This window comes from Parasedimentitalea psychrophila, assembly GCF_030285785.1.
In the GTDB taxonomy this organism is placed as follows: Bacteria; Pseudomonadota; Alphaproteobacteria; order Rhodobacterales; family Rhodobacteraceae; genus Parasedimentitalea; species Parasedimentitalea psychrophila.
The window spans coordinates 567,380-588,167 of record NZ_CP127247.1; the positions used below are offsets into that span (position 1 = coordinate 567,380).

Below are 20,788 nucleotides of genomic sequence, written 5' to 3' on the forward strand. Positions count from 1 at the left end.
CGTGACCCGTCCAAAAATCAGAGAACCTGATCCAGTGCCGCCTGCAGCCGGGTTATTGTGCCGTCCACATCATATAGTTTGTCGAGACCAAACAGCCCCAGACGGAAGGTCTGAAAGTCGTCGGGCTCGTCACATTGCAGCGGCACCCCGGCGGCAATCTGCATGCCCAGAGCGGCAAATTTCTTGCCGGTGCTGATCTCGGGATCTGTGGTGTAGCTGACCACCACCCCCGGCGCGCCAAAGCCCTCAGCCGCAACCGAGGTCACACCGTTGGATTTGAGCAGCGCCCGCACCCCGTCGCCCAGCGCCCATTGCGCGTCGCGCAATTTATCAAAGCCATAGTCACGGGTTTCAGCCATGGTATCGCGAAACGCCCGCAGCGCATCTGTTGGCAGGGTGGCGTGATAGGCGTGGCCGCCGTTTTCATAGGCCACCATGATCTGACGCCATTTCTTCAGGTCGATGGCAAAGCTGTCAGAGCTGGTCTCCTCCAGCCGCACGGCGCCGCGTTTCGACAGCATCACTAGACCGGCACAGGGCGAGGCGCTCCAGCCTTTTTGCGGTGCCGAAATCAGCACATCGACACCAGTGGCCTGCATGTCGATCCAGGCACAGCCCGAGGCGATGCAATCCAGCACCATCAGCGCGCCGACCTCATGTGCGGCGGCGGCCATGGCGGTGACGTAATCATCCGGCAGGATCACCCCGGCGGCGGTTTCCACATGTGGCGCAAAGACGATTGCTGGCTTTTGCGCCCGGATGGCGGCGGTGACTTCGTCGATTGGCGCCGGGGCAAAAGGTGCCGGGCTGGCGTTGCCAGTCTGGCGGGCCTTCAGGACGGTGGCCGAGGCAGTCAGGCCGCCGGTCTCAAATATCTGGCTCCAGCGGTAGGAGAACCAGCCGTTGCGCACCACCAGCACATCTTCGCCGCGGGCGAACTGACGCGCCACCGCCTCCATTGCGTAGGTGCCACCCCCGGGGATCAGGGCAACGGAGTCGGCCTTGTAGACGTCCCGCAGCATCTCATTGATGTCCAGCATAACCTGCTGGAATGCCTTGGACATATGGTTGAGCGAGCGGTCGGTGAAGACCACTGAAAATTCATCAAGACCTGTCGGGTCGACAGTTTGCAATAGTGCCATTGCTAATCCTCCGTTAAATGTGTTGGCCTAGGGCTACCCTTCCCGGGGCCTATTGGCAAAGGCTTCTTTGCGCAATCAGCCGTCAATCCCGGCGGCAAAGGTCAGGGAGCCTCCGGCGGGGATATTTTTGGCCAGATGAAGCCTGGACCGGTCAGCCCAGCGGTCCGGGGCGGCGCTCTTCGCTGAGCAGCACGTTGGCCTCGACATCGCCGACCCCCGGCAGGGTCATGATCCGGCGGCGCAGCACCCGTTCAAAATCAGAGATATCGCGGGCGGTGACCCGCAGCCGGTAATCATACATGCCCAGCACATGTTCCACCGTCTGCACTTCGGGAATGGCGGTCACAGCGCGTTCAAAATCATCCAGGCTGACCCGGCCCTTGGTGGCCAGTTTGATGCCCAGAAACACGGTAACACCAAAGCCCAGCTTCTCGTGGTCCAGATCGAGACGGCGCCCGGCGATAATGCCGTTGTCGTGCAATCGCCTGATGCGGCGCCAGGTGGCCGGCTGGCTCAGCCCCAATGTGCGGCCCAAGGCCCCGGCCGACAGGCTGGCATCCTGGCTCAGCGCGCGCAGCAGGTGCTGGTCGATGTCGTCGAGATCCGTCACAACGGCAGCCCCGCATCGTTTTTAATCCGGGCCACATGCATCAGCGCCTCGATGTCGGCGATATGTGGCAGGCTGAGAATGCCGGCGCGGTAGATCTGTTGATAATGGGCCATATCGCGGGCGATCACCGACAATCGCACATCCACCCGGCCGAGAAAGGTCTGGATTTCGATCACCTCGGGGATATCGCGCGCCGCCTCGATGAAGTCATCAAAGGCGCGGGACTGGGTCTTGTCCAAGGTCACCCGCAGGCTGACCTCGACCGCATAGCCAAGGGCCCGCCAGTTGATCACCGCATGCTGGCCACGTAGCACCGCGCCTTGGCGCAGCTTGTCGAGCCGTCGGGTCAGGCGGGATATCGACAGCCCAAGACGCTCGCCAAGATCGGGAATCGACTGGGCTGGGTCGCTTTGCAAATGGCGCAGTATGCGCCTGTCGAGGTCATCTAGCATGAATGTGTCACTATACCTGAAGTTGGCGAATGAATAGGGCGAAAAATCGCAAAATTATCTCAATCACCCTCTCGAACCCTGTGTATACAGCGCTATGATCGCCGCAGATACAAACAGACATCAAACCGAGAGGACGTGGACATGCGCGTTTATTATGATCGCGATTGCGATATCAACCTGATCAAAGACAAAAAAGTGGCCATCCTGGGCTATGGCTCGCAGGGTCACGCGCATGCATTGAACCTGCGCGATTCCGGCGCCAAGAACCTTGTCGTCGCGCTGCGCGAAGGTTCGGCCAGCGCTGCCAAAGCTGAAGGTGAAGGCCTGAAGGTTATGGGCATTGCCGAAGCGGCGGCCTGGTGTGACCTGATCATGTTCACCATGCCCGACGAGCTGCAGGCTGAAACCTACAAGAAATACGTCCACGACAACATCAAGCCGGGCGCCGCGATTGCCTTTGCCCACGGGTTGAACGTTCACTTTGGCCTGATTGAGCCCAAAGAAGGCATCGACGTCATCATGATGGCGCCTAAAGGCCCCGGTCACACTGTGCGCGGCGAATACAGCAAAGGTGGCGGCGTGCCCTGCCTGGTCGCTGTCGACAAAGATGCAACCGGCAAAGCGCTGGAAATCGGTCTGTCCTATTGCTCGGCCATCGGTGGCGGTCGTTCCGGCATCATCGAGACCAACTTCCGCGAAGAGTGTGAAACCGACCTGTTCGGCGAGCAGGCTGTTCTGTGTGGCGGTATCGTCGAGCTGATCCGCATGGGCTTTGAGACCCTGGTCGAAGCAGGCTACGAGCCTGAAATGGCCTATTTTGAGTGCCTGCACGAAACCAAACTGATCGTCGACCTGATCTATGAAGGCGGCATCGCCAACATGGACTACTCGATCTCCAACACCGCCGAATTCGGTCAATATGTTTCCGGCCCGCGCATTTTGCCTTACGACGAGACAAAGGCAAACATGAAAGCCGTTCTGAACGACATTCAGTCCGGCAAATTTGTCCGCGATTTCATGCTGGAAAATGCTGTTGGTCAGCCAACAATCAAGGCATCCCGTCGCGCCAACGACGAGCACCAGATCGAACAGGTTGGTGGCAAACTACGCGCCATGATGCCTTGGATCTCGGCTGGCAAAATGGTCGACAAAGAAAAGAACTAAACCGCGCGGGCGGGCGACCGCCCAAGTGAGACAATTGGGGCGTCCCAGACCGGGGCGCCCTTTTCATCTGGAGAGTTCGACATGAGTGCATCTGCTGGAAAGCTAAACTGGATCAAACTATTGGCCCTTGGCCTGATCTGGGGCGCATCGTTCATGTTTATTTCGGTGGCGTTGCGCGACATGGGGCCGCTGACCATCGTGGCCGGCCGGGTCGGGCTGGGCACCTTGGTGCTGCTGGTCGTTCTCCGGATGCGCGGTATCACCCTGCCAAGCTTTAAGACCAGCAATGGCCGTCTGGTCTGGCTCTCGGCCGCCGCAATGGGGCTGTTCTCCAGCGCCCTGCCCTTTGCCTTGCTTAGCTGGGGGCAGAAATATGTCGCCAGTGGCTTTGCCGGGGTCTGCATGGCGGTGGTGCCGCTGTTTGTGCTGCCACTGGCCCATTTTCTGGTGCCCGGAGAGCGGCTGACCCTGCAACGGGGTATCAGCTTTCTGATTGGCTTTGCCGGCGTTGTGGTGCTGATCGGCTTTGACGCGCTGCGGCTGGTCGGCAGTGACTACGAGGCTCTGGCGCGGATTGCCTGCCTAGGCGCCTCGCTGTGTTATGCAGCCGGCGCCATTATCACCCGGCTGTGCCCCAAGACCGATATGCTGTCGCTGTCCGCCGCGGCGCTGCTGTCGGCGACGGTTATCATCACACCCTTTGCATTGGCGATTGAGGGCATCCCGGCGATGCCGTCAGCATTGTCACTGGTGGCCATCCTGTATCTGGGTCTGTTTCCAACTGCTCTGGCGCAGGTGCTGCTGGTTCAGGTCATTCGCGATGCTGGCCCCAGCTTTATGTCTTTGGTGAATTACCAGGTGCCGGTCTGGTCGGTGCTGTTTGGCGTGGTATTGCTGAACGAAATATTGCCGCCGCAGCTCTACCTGTCGCTGGCGCTGATCCTTGGCGGTCTGTTGCTCAGCCGCAAACGCCGTCAGGCCGTCGCCGCCTGACGGGCCTGACAGGGAAAACTGGCGCGCTTAAACGGGCGCCAGATCTGTGACCGCCTCTGTGACCGCATCCACCACCTTGTCGACGGTGACATGCAGCAGGGCTTCGTCCTCACATTCGGCCATCACCCGGATCAGCGGCTCGGTGCCGGATTTGCGGATCAGCAAACGCCCCTGCCCGCTCAGCGCTTGTTCCGCCGCGTGGATCGCCTGTTGCACCGCGTCCAGTTCCAGCGGCGTCTGCCCCGCCTTGAAACGTACATTTTTCAATAGCTGCGGCACCGGCTGGAACTGCCGCGCCAGTTTCGAGGCGGGCTGCTCGGTGCGCACCATCTCGGCCAGGAAATGCAGCCCCGCCATCAAGCCATCACCGGTGGTGGCATGGTCGGTCATCACGATATGGCCCGATTGCTCGCCGCCCAGATTAAAGCCACCGCTACGCATCCGCTCGACCACGTAGCGATCGCCAACAGCGGTGCGTTCCAAGCCGATACCTTGATCGTTCAGAAACCGCTCAAGCCCCAGATTGGACATCACGGTGGAGACCAGAGCATTGCCGGTCAGTTGGCCCTTTTCGGCCCAGCGCGAGGCCAGCAGCCCCATCAGTTGATCGCCATCTGCAACGGCGCCGGTTTCGTCGATCAGGATCACCCGGTCCGCATCGCCATCGAGGCAAATCCCCACATGGGCGCCATGGGCGACAACCGCCTCGGCCGCCGCCTGCGGATAGGTCGAGCCGCAGCCGCTGTTGATATTGACCCCGTCCGGCGACACGCCGATGGGCACCACCTCGGCGCCCAGCTCCCACAGGATTTCCGGCGCGGCGCGGTAGGCGGCGCCATTGGCGCAGTCGATCACCACCTTCAGCCCATCAAAGCGGATATCCCTGGGCAATGAGCTTTTGACCCGCTCGCCGTAGCGGAAGCGGGCATCGTCGATCCGTTTGGCGCGGCCGATATTCTGCGTCTGGGCAGGCTCAACACCAGCCTCGATCAGCGCTTCCAGCTCCAGCTCGGCGGCATCGGACAGCTTGAAGCCATCGGGGCCGAAAAACTTGATGCCGTTGTCTTCCGCCGGATTGTGACTGGCCGAGATCATCACCCCCAGATCGGCGCGCATGGAGCGGGTCATCAGACCCACGGCGGGGGTGGGCACCGGCCCCATCAGCAGCACGTTCATGCCCGTTGAGGTCAGCCCGGCGGTCAGCGCGTTTTCAAACATATAGCCAGACAGCCGGGTGTCCTTACCGATCACCACCCGGTGTACCCCCGAGGCATCACGGCGGAAATACCGCCCCACCGCCGCACCAATACGCAGCGCCATTTCAGCGGTCATCGGGTGAATATTGGCGGTGCCACGCACCCCGTCGGTACCAAATAATTTTCGCATATTCTTCTTTCTAATCGGGCCTTAACGGGTGGCTTGCCAGAGCCGCACCGCCTGCGCCGTTGCGGCGACGTCATGCACCCGTAGGAATTGCACGCCTTGGGCCAGGCCTGCAAGGCCTACGGCAATCGACCCCGGAGCCCGCGCTGTGGCCTGCGGTTCTTTGCCGATTGTGCCGATAAATCGCTTGCGCGATACCCCCAGCAGGATCGGGCAACCCAGCGCATGATACAGGGCAATGCCCCTCAGCAGGATCAGATTGTGCGCAAGCGTTTTGCCAAAGCCAATGCCCGGATCGATGACAATCTGGTCGCGCAACACGCCGATGGCCTCTAGCCGGTCAATCTGCGCCGCAAGGAAGTCATAGACATCCAGCAGCACGTTCTCATAGACCGGCTTGTCCTGCATGGTCGCAGGATCACCCTGCGCATGCATGATACAGACCGGCACCCCGGCCTGTGCGACCAGAGGCGCCAGCGCCATGTCATGGGTAAAGCCTGAGACATCATTGATCAGAGCAGCGCCGGCAGCCAGCGCCTTGGCGGCGACCGGTGCCTTGCGGGTGTCAATGGAAATGGCCGCTCCGGTGGCTGCGTGCAGCGCTGCAATGACCGGCGCGGTCCGCGAAATCTCGGCGTCTTCAGGGACAAAATCGGCCCCCGGTCGGGTGGATTCACCGCCAATATCAATCAGGCTGGCGCCATCGGCGATCATCTGGCGGGCAGCATCGACCGCCGCGGCCAAATCATCGTGTTGACCGCCATCCGAGAAACTGTCTGGCGTCACATTGAGCACCCCCATCAGCTGCGGCTGCGCCATATCCAGACCGGCAATTGTCGGCCGGTGCCCGGACAGGCGGCGCAGGATCTGCTCAGGCACCAGCCCCGCTGGGATGATATGAGAAGGCGACCGACGATCCAGCGCCTCGGCATGGGTAAACCACAACGCCCCCCCGGCCAGTTCGACCGCGCCCTCTGGTCGGGCATCGCCGTGCTGAACCAGAGGCCGGTAGTAGGTCATAACGTAACTTGATCCGCCGGCACCGCGCGCAGGGGCACATCGGCTGCTTCTGGCAAGTCCGCGCCGATAACGATCAGCTCACCGGCCTCAAATGTTGCAGCAAACCAAGCGGCCAGTTCCACCGGCTGGGACGGCGCCGCCGAGGGGCCATCCACCGCATCCAGCACAATTTTGGAGGGGGCCCAGACGCTGATCTGGCCATTCTTCATTGCCCAGTCCAGCTCAGTCCGGGTCGAGACCACCACGCAGCGATCATCATGCGCCGCCAGACGCCAGGCGTTTTGCTCGATGGCCAGCAGATCAATCCGGCGTTCGGTCATTTTGTGACCGGTCCGCGGCACCGCCAGCTCATGGGCTCCGACACAGAGGATCAGCGGCCGCTGACGGCATTGCATCTGGTCAATCCAGCCCGAGAAATTGTCACTGTCGATCGCCGCGTTGGCAAGATACAGCAGCCGCGGATGCGGTGGTTCCTCAACTTCGGCATCCGGGGTGTGCGGATCACGGGCGCGGACAATCTCAACCCCCAGCGCGCCGGGGCCACGGTCCAGTTTCTCGATCCGCACAAAGGCCCGCACCGCCTGCGGCTCCAGCAGAATACGCTCGGCGACCCGGTCGGCCAGGGTTTCCAGCAGGTTCAACCTCTCGTCCGCCAGCTCATGTGCAATCGCCTCGGTCACCCGGTCATAAGACAAGATGCGGTCCACATCATCGTCAACATCGTCGGCCAACGGTTCCACCTCGACCACCACGTTGAAACTGATCCGCTGGGTGGTGCCGCGCTCGGCCTGAAAGGCGCCGATTTCCACATCAACGATGTGGTCACGCAATGAAATACGATCCAACACCCCACCGGATGCCATCGCGTCGGCGCGCTCAGAAGGATGCTCAAACGCTAGACGAATTTCTGAACTCATGGGATGGCGCCTTTGGCTAACAGTAGCAGAAGATGGTAATATACTTTAGGCGATGCGCAGCCGGAGAACAGCCCCACTTGCGCCAATCCAATGGCAAAATGCGGCACAATGAAAGTCACACGGCAGATTTTGGTGAGAAAACCGTCGCGCCTTATTCGGTAGAGGCGGTGCGATAGCGCTCGTCACTGTAAAACAGATGCACTCCGATCTGGGTGGTGTTTTTAAAAACACGGCTCCAGCGCGGCCGAACAGCCGTGGTGTGATAGTAGGTGGCGCCATCGGTCAGCTGTTCTGTCGCGCCATCCAGACTGGCCCGGGCGACCTTGGCAACCCGCGTGTAGGCCTGATGTTCACTGACCGCTTCAGTGAGCCCGTCGCAGTTATAGCTGAACTGACACTGATGGAGACGCCCGGTGCCCTGTTTGACAACGCCGCAGACAGACTTGGGGAACTGGGCACTTTGGACCCGGTTCAAGATCACTTCGGCGACGGCAAACTGACCCTTCACGGTCTCGCCCCGCGCCTCAAAATACAGCGCCTGTGCGAGACAGGCAAAATCGGCATCACCCGTGGCAGCAGGCCGCGCATCCAACCAGGCGGTAGAGTAATCCATCGGCTCCGGTTTTGGCGATTTACGTCCAAAGAACAAAAAGCCGCGCCCCCCCTCTTTGGCAGTCGCAGTTTGCGTCGATTGATCCCGTTGGAACACGCCTCCCAGCGCGGTTTCGGCAACGGCGGCGCAGGGCGCAGCCAAAGACGCCGCAACAAATGCGGCCAATACATGAGATTTCATTCCGGATACCCCCAGGTACCAAAAGGTCGCGCCCACCGTCAATTCATGCGCGGGGACCATTTACCCCAAAGTCGCGAAAAGGTCCAGTTTTCGAAAAATTTGCAACTCAAAACAGAGGACTAACAGGCTGTTAACACCCAGAATACCTCGATAATCGGCCCGGTTTTCGCTACATCTAGGCAGAGGCAGGGGGCTCTACCGCTAACGTATGTGCAATCGCCAATTGAGCTGCGGCCAATCGTGCCACCGGCACCCGAAACGGCGAACAGGACACATAATCGAATCCGGCCTCGCGACAAAAGGCAATCGATTCGGGGTTGCCGCCGTGCTCCCCACAGATCGACAGGGTGACGCCGGGATTGCTCTCGCGGCCCCGCTGCACCCCAAGCTTCAGCAATTCGCCCACCCCTTCGACGTCCAGCACATGGAACGGGTCTTCCGGAAACACCCCCTGGCGTACATAGTCCGACATGAACCGGCCGGCATCATCGCGCGACAGCCCATAGGTCATCTGGGTCAGGTCATTGGTGCCAAAACTGAGAAAGGCCGTCTGCGGCGCAATATCAGCCGCCCGCAACGCCGCCCGCGGGGTTTCCACCATGACGCCCAGGCGATACTCAAATTCAGCCCCGCGTTCCGATTTCACCGCCGCCGCCACCGCATCAATGCGGGCCTTGACCAGTTCGACTTCGCGCTTGGCCGACACCAGCGGGATCATCACTTCCGGCACCACCGGCACGCCATCCTCCGAGGCATCCAATGCCGCCTCAAAAATGGCCCGCGCTTGCATGTCATAGATTTCCGGCACCGTGACCCCCAAGCGCACCCCGCGCAGGCCCAGCATCGGATTGTATTCCGCCATTTCCTCAACCCGGCGGGTGACATCACTGACCGGAATGCCCAGCGCCTCGGACAGTTCGCGCTGGCCGGTCTTGGTGGCGGGCAGGAATTCATGCAGCGGCGGGTCGAACAGGCGGATGCAAACCGGCATCCCCGCCATAATGCGGAACAGCTCGTAAAAATCGCCGCGCTGCATCGGCAGCAATCGCGCCAACACGGCGGCCCGCCCGAGCGAGGTCTCGGCAAAGATCATCTCGCGCATCACCGTCAGCCGTCCGGGCTCAAAGAACATATGCTCGGTGCGGCACAGGCCAATGCCCTGGGCATTGAAATTGCGCGCCAGCTGCGCATCCGCCGGGGTATCGGCATTGGCGCGAATGCCAATGTCACGCTCGGCATCCGCCCAGCCCATCAGGGTCTGAAAGGCATCATCCAGCGTCGCCTCCAGCATGGCAGGCTCTCCGGCCAGCACCTGCCCCGAGCTGCCGTCAATGGTGACGATATCACCGGCCTTGAACACCCGCCCCTCGGCGGTGATCAGCTGTTTTTCCTTGCTGAGAAATTTCAATGTCGAGGCGCCAACAATGCAGGGCAACCCCAGGCCTCGACCAATCACCGCCGCGTGACTGGTGACACCGCCCTTTTGCGTCAACACTGCCACGGCGGCATGCATGCCACGAATATCCTCGGGAGAGGTCTCGCGGCGCACCAGAATGCAGGGCTCCCGCCGCGACGCACTGGCCTGGGCCTCGGCGGCGGTAAACACCAGCCGTCCGCTGGCGGCGCCGGGACTGGCGGCAATGCCAGAGCCAATCACTTCGCGCGGCGCGGTGGGGTCCACCTGACGGTGCAGCAGTTCATTCAGCGAATGCGGATCAATCCGCATCACCGCTTCTTGCGGCGAGATAATGCCATCTTCGGCCAGCGCCACGGCAATCCGCACCGCCGCCCGCGCCGAGCGCGCCACCCGAACCCCGTCCAGAATATGCACATGGCCGTTCTCAATGACAAATTCGACCTGCATCGCCTCGCGCAAGCGCCGTCGCATCAGCGCCGCATGGGATTTCAGATCCGCAAACGCCGCCGGCGCCACATCCGCCAGCGCCGGTCCCCGCGGGTCCTGCTCCAGATACAGCGCCGCCACTCCGGCGCCCAAGGCATCACGCCCCTGCGACTGGCTCAGATAACGGCCAGTGATCTGCGGCTGCCCGGTCTGCGAATTGATCAGCTGCAACACCCCTGAGCCGCATTCGCCCTGGCCCAGCCCCGGAACCATTTCCTGCACCACCAACCCCAGCCCCGCATCGACAGGCGCACCTTTGGCCTGACGCAACAACCGGGCCGTGGTGCCATCCCAGGCCCGCGCCATCGAGCGCAATACCGCCGCCAGCTGTTCGCCGCGATCCTGCGGAAAGCTCTCATCCGTCTCCGCCTCATAGGCCTGCAGGATCAGGCCCAGCGCCTCGGGACCGTCCTCGGCCACCGCGTCAAACACATCCGGGTCCAGCCGCGCCACATGCACCGCATAAGATTGCACAAACCGCAAATACAGCGCCGCTGCCGCCTGCGCCCCCATGCTGTCACACAGATCCACATAACGGGCATCGTTCATGCCCACATTCAGCACCGCGCCGGGGCCGCCCCAATCCGGATCCTCGGACGAGGGCCGCACACAGAGCAGGGCCTCTGCTGGAAACTCACCCAGGATCGCGCCTAGATGTGGTATCTGCCCCTCGGCAATGGCGCGCACAGCGGCAAACGACAGCGCCACCGTGCAGGGCACTGGCAACTCCAGCCGCACCAGCCGCTGCAGGCATTTGGCCCGGCCACCATGGGCATTGGCCACAATCGGGGCATCCGACGTGATCAGCGCCGCAAACGGGATCTCTGGCAATTGTTTCTGCACTGCAGCACCTTTCATTTGCCCCGCAGCATAATGCGGTGCGCCTATGGTGCAAGCGCCGAGTGGTGCGTGCAAGCACACACCCTACACTGCGCGATGGGTGGGCGTGGATGGCTTTGCCTCCGGCGGGAGTATTTTGGCAAAGTGAATGGGTTTGGCGGAGCGCCCCGCAATTCACCTTTGTCCAACTACTCCGGGGTCCGGGGCTGGCCCCGGTCCGTTGCATGCTAAGCGATAAGGACGCGACCAGTCGCCGTTTGCTCCGGGGCTCCGCCCGTTCGCGGCTGAAAGGCTCCCCCGGAGCCTTTCTTAGTCGCCGCTCACCCTTCGATGACAGTCAAATCAGCGACCTGACCACAGATTTGACGGATCTGATGCAACAGGTTCAACCGGTTGCGGCGCACCACCTGGTTGTCATCATTCACCTGCACCGCCTCAAAAAACGCATCAATCGGCGCCCGCAGCGCTGCCATGCTGCCCATGGCAGCCGCGAAATCTTCGGCTTCGATGGCCGAAGAGATCGCCCCCTCGCTCAAAGCAAGCGCTTCGAACAGGGCAATCTCGGTGGCATCCTTGGCGAATTTCACGTCGCCGCCATAGGAATATTCAACCCCATCCTTGGTCTCGGCCTGGATCAGGATGTTGTTGGCGCGCTTATAGCCCTGCAGCAGGTTGGTGCCGTCGTCGGACTTCATGAAGTCCTCCAGTGCACGCGCCCGTTTGACCAGCAGGGTCAGATCGTCATTGCCATCCATGGCGATACAGGCGTCGATGACGTCGTGGCGAATGCCCTGCTCGCGCAGAAAGACTTTGAGTCGGTCGTGGAAGAAGGAGAGGAGGTCAAAGACTACCGCTTTCTTTTCATCATATTCAAGATGCTCTCCTGAAACTTTAGTTGCAGCTTGAAACTTTGCTTCACCGCCAGATGATTTCGCTGACCTAATCAGAAATTCCGAAGGCTGTGGACCAAATGCAGTCTTCATAGCATCTACAAGAGGTATCTTGAGGTCATTCCCCAAAATCAACCGAATAACACCCAGCGCTGCACGGCGCAGCGCAAAGGGGTCTTTCGACCCGGTCGGCTTCTCGTCAATCGCCCAGAATCCGGTCAGGGTGTCCAGCTTATCGGCCAGCGCCACAGCAACGGAAACCGCCTCGCTCGGCACATCATCCGATGGGCCTTGCGGTGAATAATGCGCTTCACAGGCATTGGCGACGTCTTGTGGCAGGCCTGCTTCCTCGGCGTAATAACGCCCCATCAGGCCCTGCAGTTCGGGGAATTCATAGACCATCTCGGAGGACAGATCGGCCTTGGCGATCCGTGCCGCCTGCTCGGCCCGATCCGGGTCAGCGCCAACAGACGGTGCGATCTCGCGCGCCAGCGCCGCGATGCGGTTGATACGGTCGGCCTGGGTGCCCAGCTTGTTGTGGAAGGTGACGTTCTCCAGCGCCTCGGTCCACTTGCCCATGCCCGCCTTGGCGGTGCGCAGGTCGTTCTCCCAGAAGAACTTGGCATCGGCCAGACGCGCGCTCAGCACTTTCTGATTACCAGCCAGAATGGTGGCGCCGTTGTCCGCCGTTGCGCGGTTGGCGACGGTGACGAAACGCTCAATACGGGTGGTTTTGGGATTGCGGACCGAGAAGAACTTCTGGTGCTCGCGCATAGAGGTTTGCAGCACTTCCGGCGGCAGCGACAGGAACGCCTCGTCAATCGTCCCCATCAGCACCACCGGGTGTTCGACCAGACCGGCGACCTCGGCCAGCAGTGCCTTGTCTTCGACCAGCTCCAGCCCATTGGCAAAGGCCTGATTGCTGGCGTCCTGCCAGATCGCATCAGCGCGTTCATCCGGGTCCAGCACCACAAAGGCGCGTTTCAGTTTGGCGGCGTAGTCGTCAAAGCTGCTGACGGTGATCACATCCGGCGCCATGAAACGGTGGCCGCGGGTGCTATTGCCCGCGACAATGCCGTCCACGTCCAGCGGCACAACCTCGGCGCCCGCCTCATCCGACAGCAGGCAGAGGATCGAGTGCAATGGGCGCACCCATTTCAGCGAACCGGTGCCCCAGCGCATGGATTTGGGCCAGGGGAAGTTGCGAATGGTGGTTTCCAGCACCTCGGCGATGATCTCGGCTGCCGGGCGACCGGGCTTTTCGATGGAGGCGAAATAGATCGCGCCTTTCGGCGTGTCGCGCTCTTCCAGCTGGTCACGGGTCAGGCCGGCACCGCGCAAGAAACCCTCAATAGCTTTATCAGGGGCGCCGACCTTTGGCCCCTTGCGCTCTTCGCGCACCGTCGGCGAGGCTGCCAGCAGGCCGCTGATGGCCAGCGTCAGGCGGCGCGGTGTCGACAGGGCGTGGGCGCCCGCATAGGTCAGACCCGCCTCGACCAGACCATCGGTCATCCGCTTTTTCAGATCGTCACCGGCGCGACGTTGCATGCGGGCCGGGATTTCCTCGGAAAACAGTTCAATCAGCAGGTCAGGCATCTGGGGGTCCTCAGAAATTCACAATCATCTGGATGACGATGGCATTGGCGATATCAACAAAGAAGGCGGATACAAGGGGCAGCACCACAAAGGCAATAGGCGATGGGCCGTAGCGTTTGGTGACGGCGGTCATATTGGCGATGGCGGTGGGGGTGGCGCCCAGCGCAAAACCGCCAAAGCCGGCCGCAAGAACAGCGGCGCGATAGCCACCGCCCAGCAGCGGAAACAGCACATAAAGCACAAAGAAAACGGCAAAGGCGGTCTGCGCGGTCATGATCACCGCAATGGCCAGACCCAGTTCGGCAATGGTCCACAGTTGCAGCGCCATCAGCGACATCGCCAGAAAGGCACCCAGCGAGAATTCAGACACCAGTGCCAGCGCCGGGGTGCGCGCCACCGCGGGCGCATTGGGGCGCAGCCAGCTGCGCAGGTTGGCGATCAGAATACCTGCAATCAGACAGGGCACAAACAGCGGCAGCTTTAGCCCGGCGGCCTCGATCAGCTCGGATCCGACATAGCCCAGCATAATGGCAAAGTTCAAAAACAGCATGACACGCATCAGGCTGAGGTGATCAATCTGTGCCGCAGGGGCTAGATCTGCATCTGGCAGTCCGATGGTGGACCCGTCCTCTGGGCGCGCCGGTGCCAGATTGTTGCGGGTGATCAGCAGGCGCGCCACCGGGCCGCCGACCAGTGCCGCCAGCACCAGGCCAAGGGTGGCGACAGCAACCCCCAGCTCAGTCGCACCGGACAATCCTGTGGCCTTGGCCACATCCGGCGCCCATGCGATTGCCGTGCCGTGGCCGCCAATCAGCGAGGCAGAGCCAAACAGCACCCCGGCCTGCGCCGGATAGCCAAACAGCACCGCTCCGGCCGCGCCAATCAGGTTTTGCGCGATAATGGTCATCAGGGTCAGCACCAGCAGGATCGCCAAGGGCTTGCCGCCGGCAATCAGATCACTGAGGCGGGCGTTGAGGCCAATCCCGGCGAAGAACAGCACCAGAAAGAAATCGCGGCTGGCCATCTCAAACTCTACCGCGCGGCCAGAAGCCAGATAGATCACCAGCACCACCAGCGCCGCCAGCAAGCCACCGGTCACCGGTTCGGGGATATTGAAACGGCGCAGAACTTCGACCCGGGCATTCAGCCGCGCCCCCAGCAGGAACACTGCAAAGCCAAGGGTCACAGTGATGAATTCCGGGATGACGATTGCTGCGTTCATATCTATCTCCGCCGTGTTGCCGTGCCTAAGTTATTGGCTTACCTCTGGTAAATCCGGGCAGGTCTCTCCTACCACGGTGCCGTCATAAGCCTTTTTGCCGCAATTGTTCAGTTCGTGCCAGACATAGCCGCGGCCCTGATCCGTCACCGCGACAATGCGATCCACACCGTACTCGATGTTCTTGACCGACATAAAGGCGGTGGCGGTGCCCGCCTCTAGCTCTGCGCCGATTGCCTGAGCATCAAAACAGTCAAACCAGCCCGGCGCAATACGCGGTTTCTGCTGCTGCAACACGGTATAGCTCTGGGCCAGCTCATCACGTGTCAGCGCTGTGGTGAAACAGGCGCGATAGCGGATCGGAGAGCTGCTGGCGTCAATGGCCTCAAAATCCGCATAATCAATGACCACGCTGGCGTCGCTATTCTGCGGCAGCAGAACCACATCCAGTCCCGGGTGCAGGGTGACCTCTTCATAGTAGGCATATTCGTTCAGGTAATAGATTGCAGCACCGGCGCCGACGGCGCAGACCACGATGAAGGCGGCAAGAAACTTACCCATTATGATTATCGTCCTTTAGACAGTCTATGAAGGGCTGCGCCCCTGCTGTATTTTTGGTCACTGACAACCGGTCACCCGCACCGGCTGTCAGCATTTTTGGCTCGCACCTGCCCTATTGGCCGGGCAGGCGCGATAAGTGCCGATCAGGCCGCCCAGCCGCCCGCCGCTGTTTGCACAAAGGCATCGGCACATTGCTTGGCCAGCGCCCGCACCCGGCCGATATAGGCCTGGCGTTCGGTGACCGAGATCACCCCGCGCGCGTCCAGCAAGTTAAAGATATGGCTGGCCTTGATGCATTGATCATAGGCCGGATGCGCCATCACAATGCGCTTGCCGGTCTTGGGGTCGTCAGCGGGCTGCGACAGGATCGCGGCACATTCCACCTCGGCCTCTTCAAAATGGCGCAGCAAGACGTCGGTATTGGCGGTGTCAAAGTTCCAGCGGGCGTATTCTTCCTCGGTCTGCTTGAAGATATCGCCATAGGTCATCGGGATCGGCGAATCCGGGTCGTTGAACGGCATGTCCATCACGTGATCAACACCCAGAACATACATCGCCAGCCGCTCCAGCCCATAGGTCAACTCGCCCGAGACCGGGCTGCAGTCATAGCCACCAACCTGTTGGAAATAGGTAAACTGGCTGACTTCCATGCCGTCACACCAGACTTCCCAGCCCAAGCCCCAGGCCCCCAGTGTCGGGCTTTCCCAGTCATCTTCGACAAAGCGGATGTCATGAAGTTCCATGTCAACGCCAATCGCGGCAAGTGAGCCAAGATACAGTTCCTGAAGATTGGGCGGGCTGGGTTTGATCAGCACCTGATACTGATAATAATGCTGCAACCGGTTGGGGTTTTCCCCATAGCGGCCATCGGTCGGGCGCCGCGATGGCTGCACATAGGCGGCGGCCCAGGGCGTCGGGCCCAGCGAGCGGAGCGTGGTTGCCGGGTGAAAGGTGCCGGCGCCAACCTCCATGTCATAGGGCTGCAGCATGGCGCAGCCCTTGCTGGCCCAATAGCTCTGAAGCCGCAGGATGATCTCTTGGAACGAGCGCGGAGCGCCATTGGTCTGGGTCATGTCTCTTTCCCTATTGGGGCTGCAAATGCGGGGTCTTTCCTATGCAAGCCCCCGGTCAGGGTCAACGCCACATATGGCAGGAACAGCCTCAGACGCAGAATTATGCCAGAATATCTCCGCTCTGGCCAAATCAGCCCATATTGAAGCGTCAATCCTAGAATTCCCCCCCGTATAGGGCATTCCCTTTGAGCCGCTAAAATGCTTAATTGCCCTGAAAAATGGACTCCTCAGGGATTAAGGAACTGCAATGAAGATTTTCTTTGCTTCAATGGTGCTGACACTGATGGCACTGGCCGCAACTCTTCCGGGGGCGGCGCAGGCACAGCAAGTCTCACCGAACTCGGTCTGGATTCAGGTCGCCGCCCACCCGTCTCTTGCGGACGCCAAGGCCCGGGCGGCCCTGCTGTCATCCAATTTGCCCGACGTCAGCGGCTTTACCCTAGGGGGCGGCTGGTACGGCGTTGTGCTGGGCCCCTACAGCCGCGCCGATGCCGAACGGGCCATGCAGGTCTATCGTGGTCAGGGGCAAATCCCGCGCGACAGCTTTATCGCCTTTGGCCGCAATCTGCGTCAGCAGTTCTGGCCCGATGGCGTCGCGCCAAGTACAGCCGCGACCACCCTGCCCGCCACTCTTGCGCCGATAACAACCCAGGTTGAGGCGATCCAACCCACCCCGACGCCAGCTCTCGCCGATGAAACCCCGGCCCAGGCCCGCCGCAGCGAACGCCAGTTGAGCGCCGATGAGCGCAAGGCGCTGCAGATCGCGCTCAAGGCCGCCGGGTTTTACAGCGCCGCCATTGACGGGTCTTTTGGCCGCGGCACCCGGGCCTCGATGACTGACTGGCAGGCGGCCAGTGGCTATGAGCTGAGCGGTATTCTGACAACTCTGCAACGTCAGGCACTGCTGGATGAATACAACGCACCGCTGCTCTCGGTTGGCATGGCTTCGATGACCAACACTGACGCCGGTATTACCATGCAGATCCCGACCCGCGAAGTGGCTTTTGCGCGGTTCGAGCCGCCATTTGCGCATTATAGCAGCAAGGACGATGGCGAAATCCGGGTCTTGTTGATTTCGCAGCCCGGCGACAAGCGCACTTTGTTTGGCCTCTATGACATTCTGCAAACGCTGGAAATCGTACCTTTGGTCGGGCCACGGGAACGCGGCTCTGACAGTTTCACCATCGAGGGCCGCGGCAAGGGGTTTGTCTCGTTCACTCAGGCCAGCCTGAAAAATGGCGAGATCAAAGGCTTCACCCTGATCTGGCCCGCTGGCGATGAACACCGCCGCTCCAGGGTGCTCACTGCAATGCGCACCAGCTTTACCCGCATCGACGGCGTTCTGGACCCGGCCGCTGGTGGCGATGCGCAGCAAAGCATCGACCTGATGTCGGGCCTGCAGATCCGCCAGCCCCGGATGTCGCGGTCGGGGTTCTATGTTGACGGCGCAGGTACGGTGCTGACCACCTCGGATGTGGTGGCCGACTGTACCCGCATCACCCTGGATCACGACTATACCGCCGAGCTGCTCAGCAACGATAGCGCCAATGGTCTGGCCGTGCTGCGCCCGACAACCCCACTGGCGCCCATGGCAGTGGCCGAGTTCAGCGCCACATCGCCACGCCTGCAGTCCGAAGTGGCGGTCTCCGGCTATTCCTATGAGGGCATCCTCGGCGCGCCCAGCCTGACCTGGGGCACCCTCGCCGACATCAAAAGCCTGGACGGAAATTCCGGTATTGCCCGGCTGGACCTGGCCGCCCAGACCGGTGATGCCGGCGGTCCGGTGCTGGATGGCAGCGGCGCGGTTCTGGGGATGCTGCTGCCGCAGGAAATCGGCGCGCGGCAACTGCCGAAAGGTGTCAGCTTTGCCGCCAACGCGGCGGCAATCCGGGTGGTTCTGACCGACGCGGGACTGACCGCCAGCGACCGCACCCCCGAAGCGGCAACACTGACAAACGCGGCAATGAACCGCCTGGTGAATGGCATGACGGTGTTGGTCAGTTGCTGGAACTGAGCCGCACCAAACAAAACGATAGCAAAAACGCCGGGACCCAGGGTCCCGGCGTTTTTGTTTAAGTACGTCCTGTTGGCAATTGTAGGGTGCGTGCTTGCACGCACCAGCCGTGGTCAAAACGCCTGGATGCGGCCATCCCAGGTATGAAAGCAGCCCGAGGTCGCAACGTTCAGAACTTCAAATTCATTCAGCAGCCCTTCGGCTGAGTCCTGCACCGAAATCTCGCCCTGATCGCCGCCCATATCCGTGCGCACCCAACCGGGGTGATAGATCCCCACAGCAATGCCTTCGGGTTGCAGATCAACGGCCAGATTGCGGCCGATGCTCACTGCCGCTGCCTTGGAGGCGCGATAGGCATAAGCGCCGCCCGGTGCCAGCGCATGACTGGCCATCTGTGACGAGATGATGGCGATCTTGGGTTCGGTTACCAGCCGCAGATTTGGCAACAGCGCCTGCACCGTCAGGAACACCCCGGTGACATTGGTGGCCAATGAGCTGGCCCAGATCTCGGCGCTGTAGTCCTCCAGCGCCATATTCTTATCAAGAAAGACCCCGGCATTGCAGACCAGAAGATCCACCGGCTGGCCCTTTAACTGCGCCGCCAGCCGCGCTTGCTGACCCGGATCCGAGACCTCTAGCCGGGCGTCGGCGGAATGATCCCGCGCGGTGCCGGTCACCGCATGACCCGCCCCCCGCAAGCGGCTCACAATTTCGCGGCCGATGCCACGGCTGGATCCTGTCACCACAACATGCATTTTGCACTCTCCCTGTTGGTTCCGTTTGTCAGTTGGTCTTGCGATGGGGCCGGAACGGCAGCGGCATCACTGGAATCCCCTCTTCGATCAGGGCCTTGGCCTCGTCCAGCTTGGCTTCACCGTAGATCGCCCGGCCAGGCGCATCACCTTCGTGCATGGCCCGCGCCTGGGTCACAAAATCCTTGCCCACATAGTCCGAATTATCTTCGACCTTGCGGCGCAATTCGGCGATCGCCTGTTCCGCCTCATTGGCAGGTTTGCTCAACGCACCCGCAGTCGGGACAGCCAGAGCAGAGCCCTGCGCACTCTCTCCGGCCTGCGGTGATTGATCCCTGTCCGAGCGGTCCGCGGCAACCACATCTGGTTCACCGCGCCCCGAAACAGCATTGCGCCCGGGGCGAACCCGTGGCGCCATGATGGCCTTTTCAACCGATCCGCTGCCGCAGACCGCGCAGGATATCAAACCATTGGCCGCCAGCTTGTCAAAACCCGCAGCGGATTGGAACCAGCTGTCGAAGGTATGTCCAGCCTCACATTTCAGGGAATATTGTATCATGTATTGCTCTCGCGTTGCGGAGTTTGATTAAAGCCCAGACCAGAACAATATCAAGCGCAATGCGCCAATTGCCGCCGGGCTTCCGGGCAAAACTGTTGCAAAACACCCGCCCATTCCGGGTCAGCCCTTGGAAACCGCCGGCTGCAATCGCAACTGCAAAGCCTGCACCAGATCCTGATGCGGAACATCGGCATCAATCGCCAGCCGCCGCAGACCAAAATGAACCTGGGCCATTTTCTGGTAGTAGCCGGAGAAAACGTAATTGGTAGTGGCGCCAGCCACCGCCCCCAGCACCGGCACTGCTTGGGTCGCCAGTTTCTGCCCCATGACCACGCCCAGCTTGGGCGCAACCTGCGCGATCAGTTTCTGCAAGGCGCCACCGGACAGGCTCAGGCGCAGGGTCAGGAAGCCCAGATCAGCGCCATCGTCATGCGCCAGCGGGCCTGCGGCGGCAAACACCCGGATACAGTCAAATGTGACACTCTCGGCTTCGGGATCAAATCCGTTCTCGGCGGCGACACCCTGAATGATGCGCAACAGAAATGCGGTTGTGGTTGGCAGTTCCACCAGCGCCCCCGGCAATCCGCCCATGCCACCAGCCGCGCCCATTGCGGCGCTCATCACCCGGTTCACTGTCGGTTTTTGGTCCGGCACCACACGGCGCGAGCGCACAGCCGCCCCCATCGCCAACCTCAAGGCCTGTTCGGTGGCGCGGCCCAACCCGGCCCGCACCCCTTCCGGCAGACGGTCCAACAGGTTTTCAGCCTGCCCACCCACCAGATTCAACAGCTGCACACCAACACCCGCCGCAGTGCGATAGCGCTCGGCCAAGATATCCAGTTCAGCCTCGGTTTCCTGCCGGCTAAGGCCGCGTGCAGGGGATAGAATTTCGCTCAAATCAGCCTCC

At 61.3% G+C, this 20,788-nt stretch carries 18 protein-coding genes; 3 read left to right on the plus strand and 15 right to left on the minus strand.

From position 1 onward, the window contains the following. Positions 1-17 precede the first annotated feature (17 nt). From QPJ95_RS02795 to QPJ95_RS02805, 3 genes are all read right to left on the minus strand, one after another. Positions 18-1,142 (minus strand): aminotransferase class V-fold PLP-dependent enzyme, encoded by a 1,125-nt coding sequence (locus tag QPJ95_RS02795; protein WP_270918298.1) that lies wholly within the window; start codon positions 1,140-1,142, stop codon positions 18-20. 151 nt (positions 1,143-1,293) lie between these two features. Further along, positions 1,294-1,752 carry an Lrp/AsnC family transcriptional regulator gene (locus QPJ95_RS02800; protein ID WP_270918299.1) on the minus strand — a complete coding sequence of 153 codons (459 nt, stop codon included), beginning with the start codon at positions 1,750-1,752 and terminating at the stop codon, positions 1,294-1,296. Beyond that, entirely contained in the window at positions 1,749-2,204 is a 456-nt protein-coding gene (locus tag QPJ95_RS02805; protein ID WP_270918300.1) for an Lrp/AsnC family transcriptional regulator, read from the minus strand. Before QPJ95_RS02805 ends, QPJ95_RS02800 begins: the two co-directional genes overlap by 4 nt. 141 nt (positions 2,205-2,345) lie before the next feature. Between QPJ95_RS02805 and ilvC the strand changes: the two genes are divergently transcribed. Continuing rightward, positions 2,346-3,368, plus strand: a complete 1,023-nt coding sequence (ilvC, locus tag QPJ95_RS02810) for a ketol-acid reductoisomerase (protein WP_270918301.1) — start codon at positions 2,346-2,348, stop codon at positions 3,366-3,368. Between the two features lie 81 nt (positions 3,369-3,449). Further along, the gene (locus tag QPJ95_RS02815; RefSeq protein WP_270918302.1) at positions 3,450-4,361 is read left to right on the plus strand and encodes a DMT family transporter; all 912 of its coding nucleotides are present in this window, start codon (positions 3,450-3,452) and stop codon (positions 4,359-4,361) included. A 27-nt stretch (positions 4,362-4,388) separates the two neighbouring features. Here the strand turns inward: QPJ95_RS02815 and glmM are convergent, their stop codons facing one another. The 9 genes from glmM to QPJ95_RS02860 all read right to left on the minus strand — a co-directional run bounded on the left by glmM (position 4,389) and on the right by QPJ95_RS02860 (position 16,556). Continuing rightward, positions 4,389-5,747, minus strand: a complete 1,359-nt coding sequence (gene glmM, locus QPJ95_RS02820; protein ID WP_270918303.1) for a phosphoglucosamine mutase — start codon at positions 5,745-5,747, stop codon at positions 4,389-4,391. 21 nt (positions 5,748-5,768) lie between these two features. Further along, positions 5,769-6,764, minus strand: a complete 996-nt coding sequence (folP, locus tag QPJ95_RS02825) for a dihydropteroate synthase (protein ID WP_270918304.1) — start codon at positions 6,762-6,764, stop codon at positions 5,769-5,771. Next, entirely contained in the window at positions 6,761-7,681 is a 921-nt protein-coding gene (locus tag QPJ95_RS02830) for a dihydroneopterin aldolase (protein ID WP_270918305.1), read from the minus strand. Before QPJ95_RS02830 ends, folP begins: the two co-directional genes overlap by 4 nt. A gap of 151 nt (positions 7,682-7,832) precedes the next feature. Beyond that, positions 7,833-8,474, minus strand: a complete 642-nt coding sequence (locus tag QPJ95_RS02835; RefSeq protein WP_270918306.1) for a cell wall hydrolase — start codon at positions 8,472-8,474, stop codon at positions 7,833-7,835. 175 nt (positions 8,475-8,649) lie between these two features. Beyond that, positions 8,650-11,235, minus strand: coding sequence for a putative PEP-binding protein (locus tag QPJ95_RS02840; protein ID WP_270918307.1), 2,586 nt, complete (start codon positions 11,233-11,235; stop codon positions 8,650-8,652). Positions 11,236-11,537: 302 nt separating this feature from the next. Then, on the minus strand, positions 11,538-13,703 hold the full coding sequence (gene glyS / locus QPJ95_RS02845) for a glycine--tRNA ligase subunit beta (RefSeq protein WP_270918308.1): 2,166 nt from the start codon (positions 13,701-13,703) through the stop codon (positions 11,538-11,540). Positions 13,704-13,713: 10 nt separating this feature from the next. Further along, on the minus strand, positions 13,714-14,925 hold the full coding sequence (gene gltS, locus QPJ95_RS02850; RefSeq protein WP_270918309.1) for a sodium/glutamate symporter: 1,212 nt from the start codon (positions 14,923-14,925) through the stop codon (positions 13,714-13,716). A gap of 30 nt (positions 14,926-14,955) precedes the next feature. After that, positions 14,956-15,483 (minus strand): DUF6446 family protein, encoded by a 528-nt coding sequence (locus QPJ95_RS02855; protein WP_270918310.1) that lies wholly within the window; start codon positions 15,481-15,483, stop codon positions 14,956-14,958. A gap of 143 nt (positions 15,484-15,626) precedes the next feature. Next, positions 15,627-16,556: a glycine--tRNA ligase subunit alpha gene (locus QPJ95_RS02860; protein ID WP_270918311.1), complete on the minus strand. Its 930-nt coding sequence runs from the start codon at positions 16,554-16,556 to the stop codon at positions 15,627-15,629. 247 nt (positions 16,557-16,803) lie between these two features. Between QPJ95_RS02860 and QPJ95_RS02865 the strand changes: the two genes are divergently transcribed. Further along, positions 16,804-18,570 carry a trypsin-like peptidase domain-containing protein gene (locus QPJ95_RS02865; protein ID WP_270918312.1) on the plus strand — a complete coding sequence of 589 codons (1,767 nt, stop codon included), beginning with the start codon at positions 16,804-16,806 and terminating at the stop codon, positions 18,568-18,570. 113 nt (positions 18,571-18,683) lie between these two features. On the opposite strand, the gene QPJ95_RS02870 is transcribed toward QPJ95_RS02865, so the two are convergent. The 3 genes from QPJ95_RS02870 to QPJ95_RS02880 form a co-directional block, all read right to left on the minus strand. Next, entirely contained in the window at positions 18,684-19,325 is a 642-nt protein-coding gene (locus QPJ95_RS02870; RefSeq protein ID WP_270918313.1) for an SDR family NAD(P)-dependent oxidoreductase, read from the minus strand. 28 nt (positions 19,326-19,353) lie between these two features. Beyond that, a complete protein-coding gene (locus tag QPJ95_RS02875) occupies positions 19,354-19,881 on the minus strand; it encodes a DUF1178 family protein (protein WP_270918314.1) in 528 nt (175 codons plus the stop codon). Between the two features lie 120 nt (positions 19,882-20,001). Continuing rightward, on the minus strand, positions 20,002-20,778 hold the full coding sequence (locus QPJ95_RS02880; protein ID WP_270918315.1) for an EcsC family protein: 777 nt from the start codon (positions 20,776-20,778) through the stop codon (positions 20,002-20,004). Positions 20,779-20,788 lie beyond the last annotated feature (10 nt).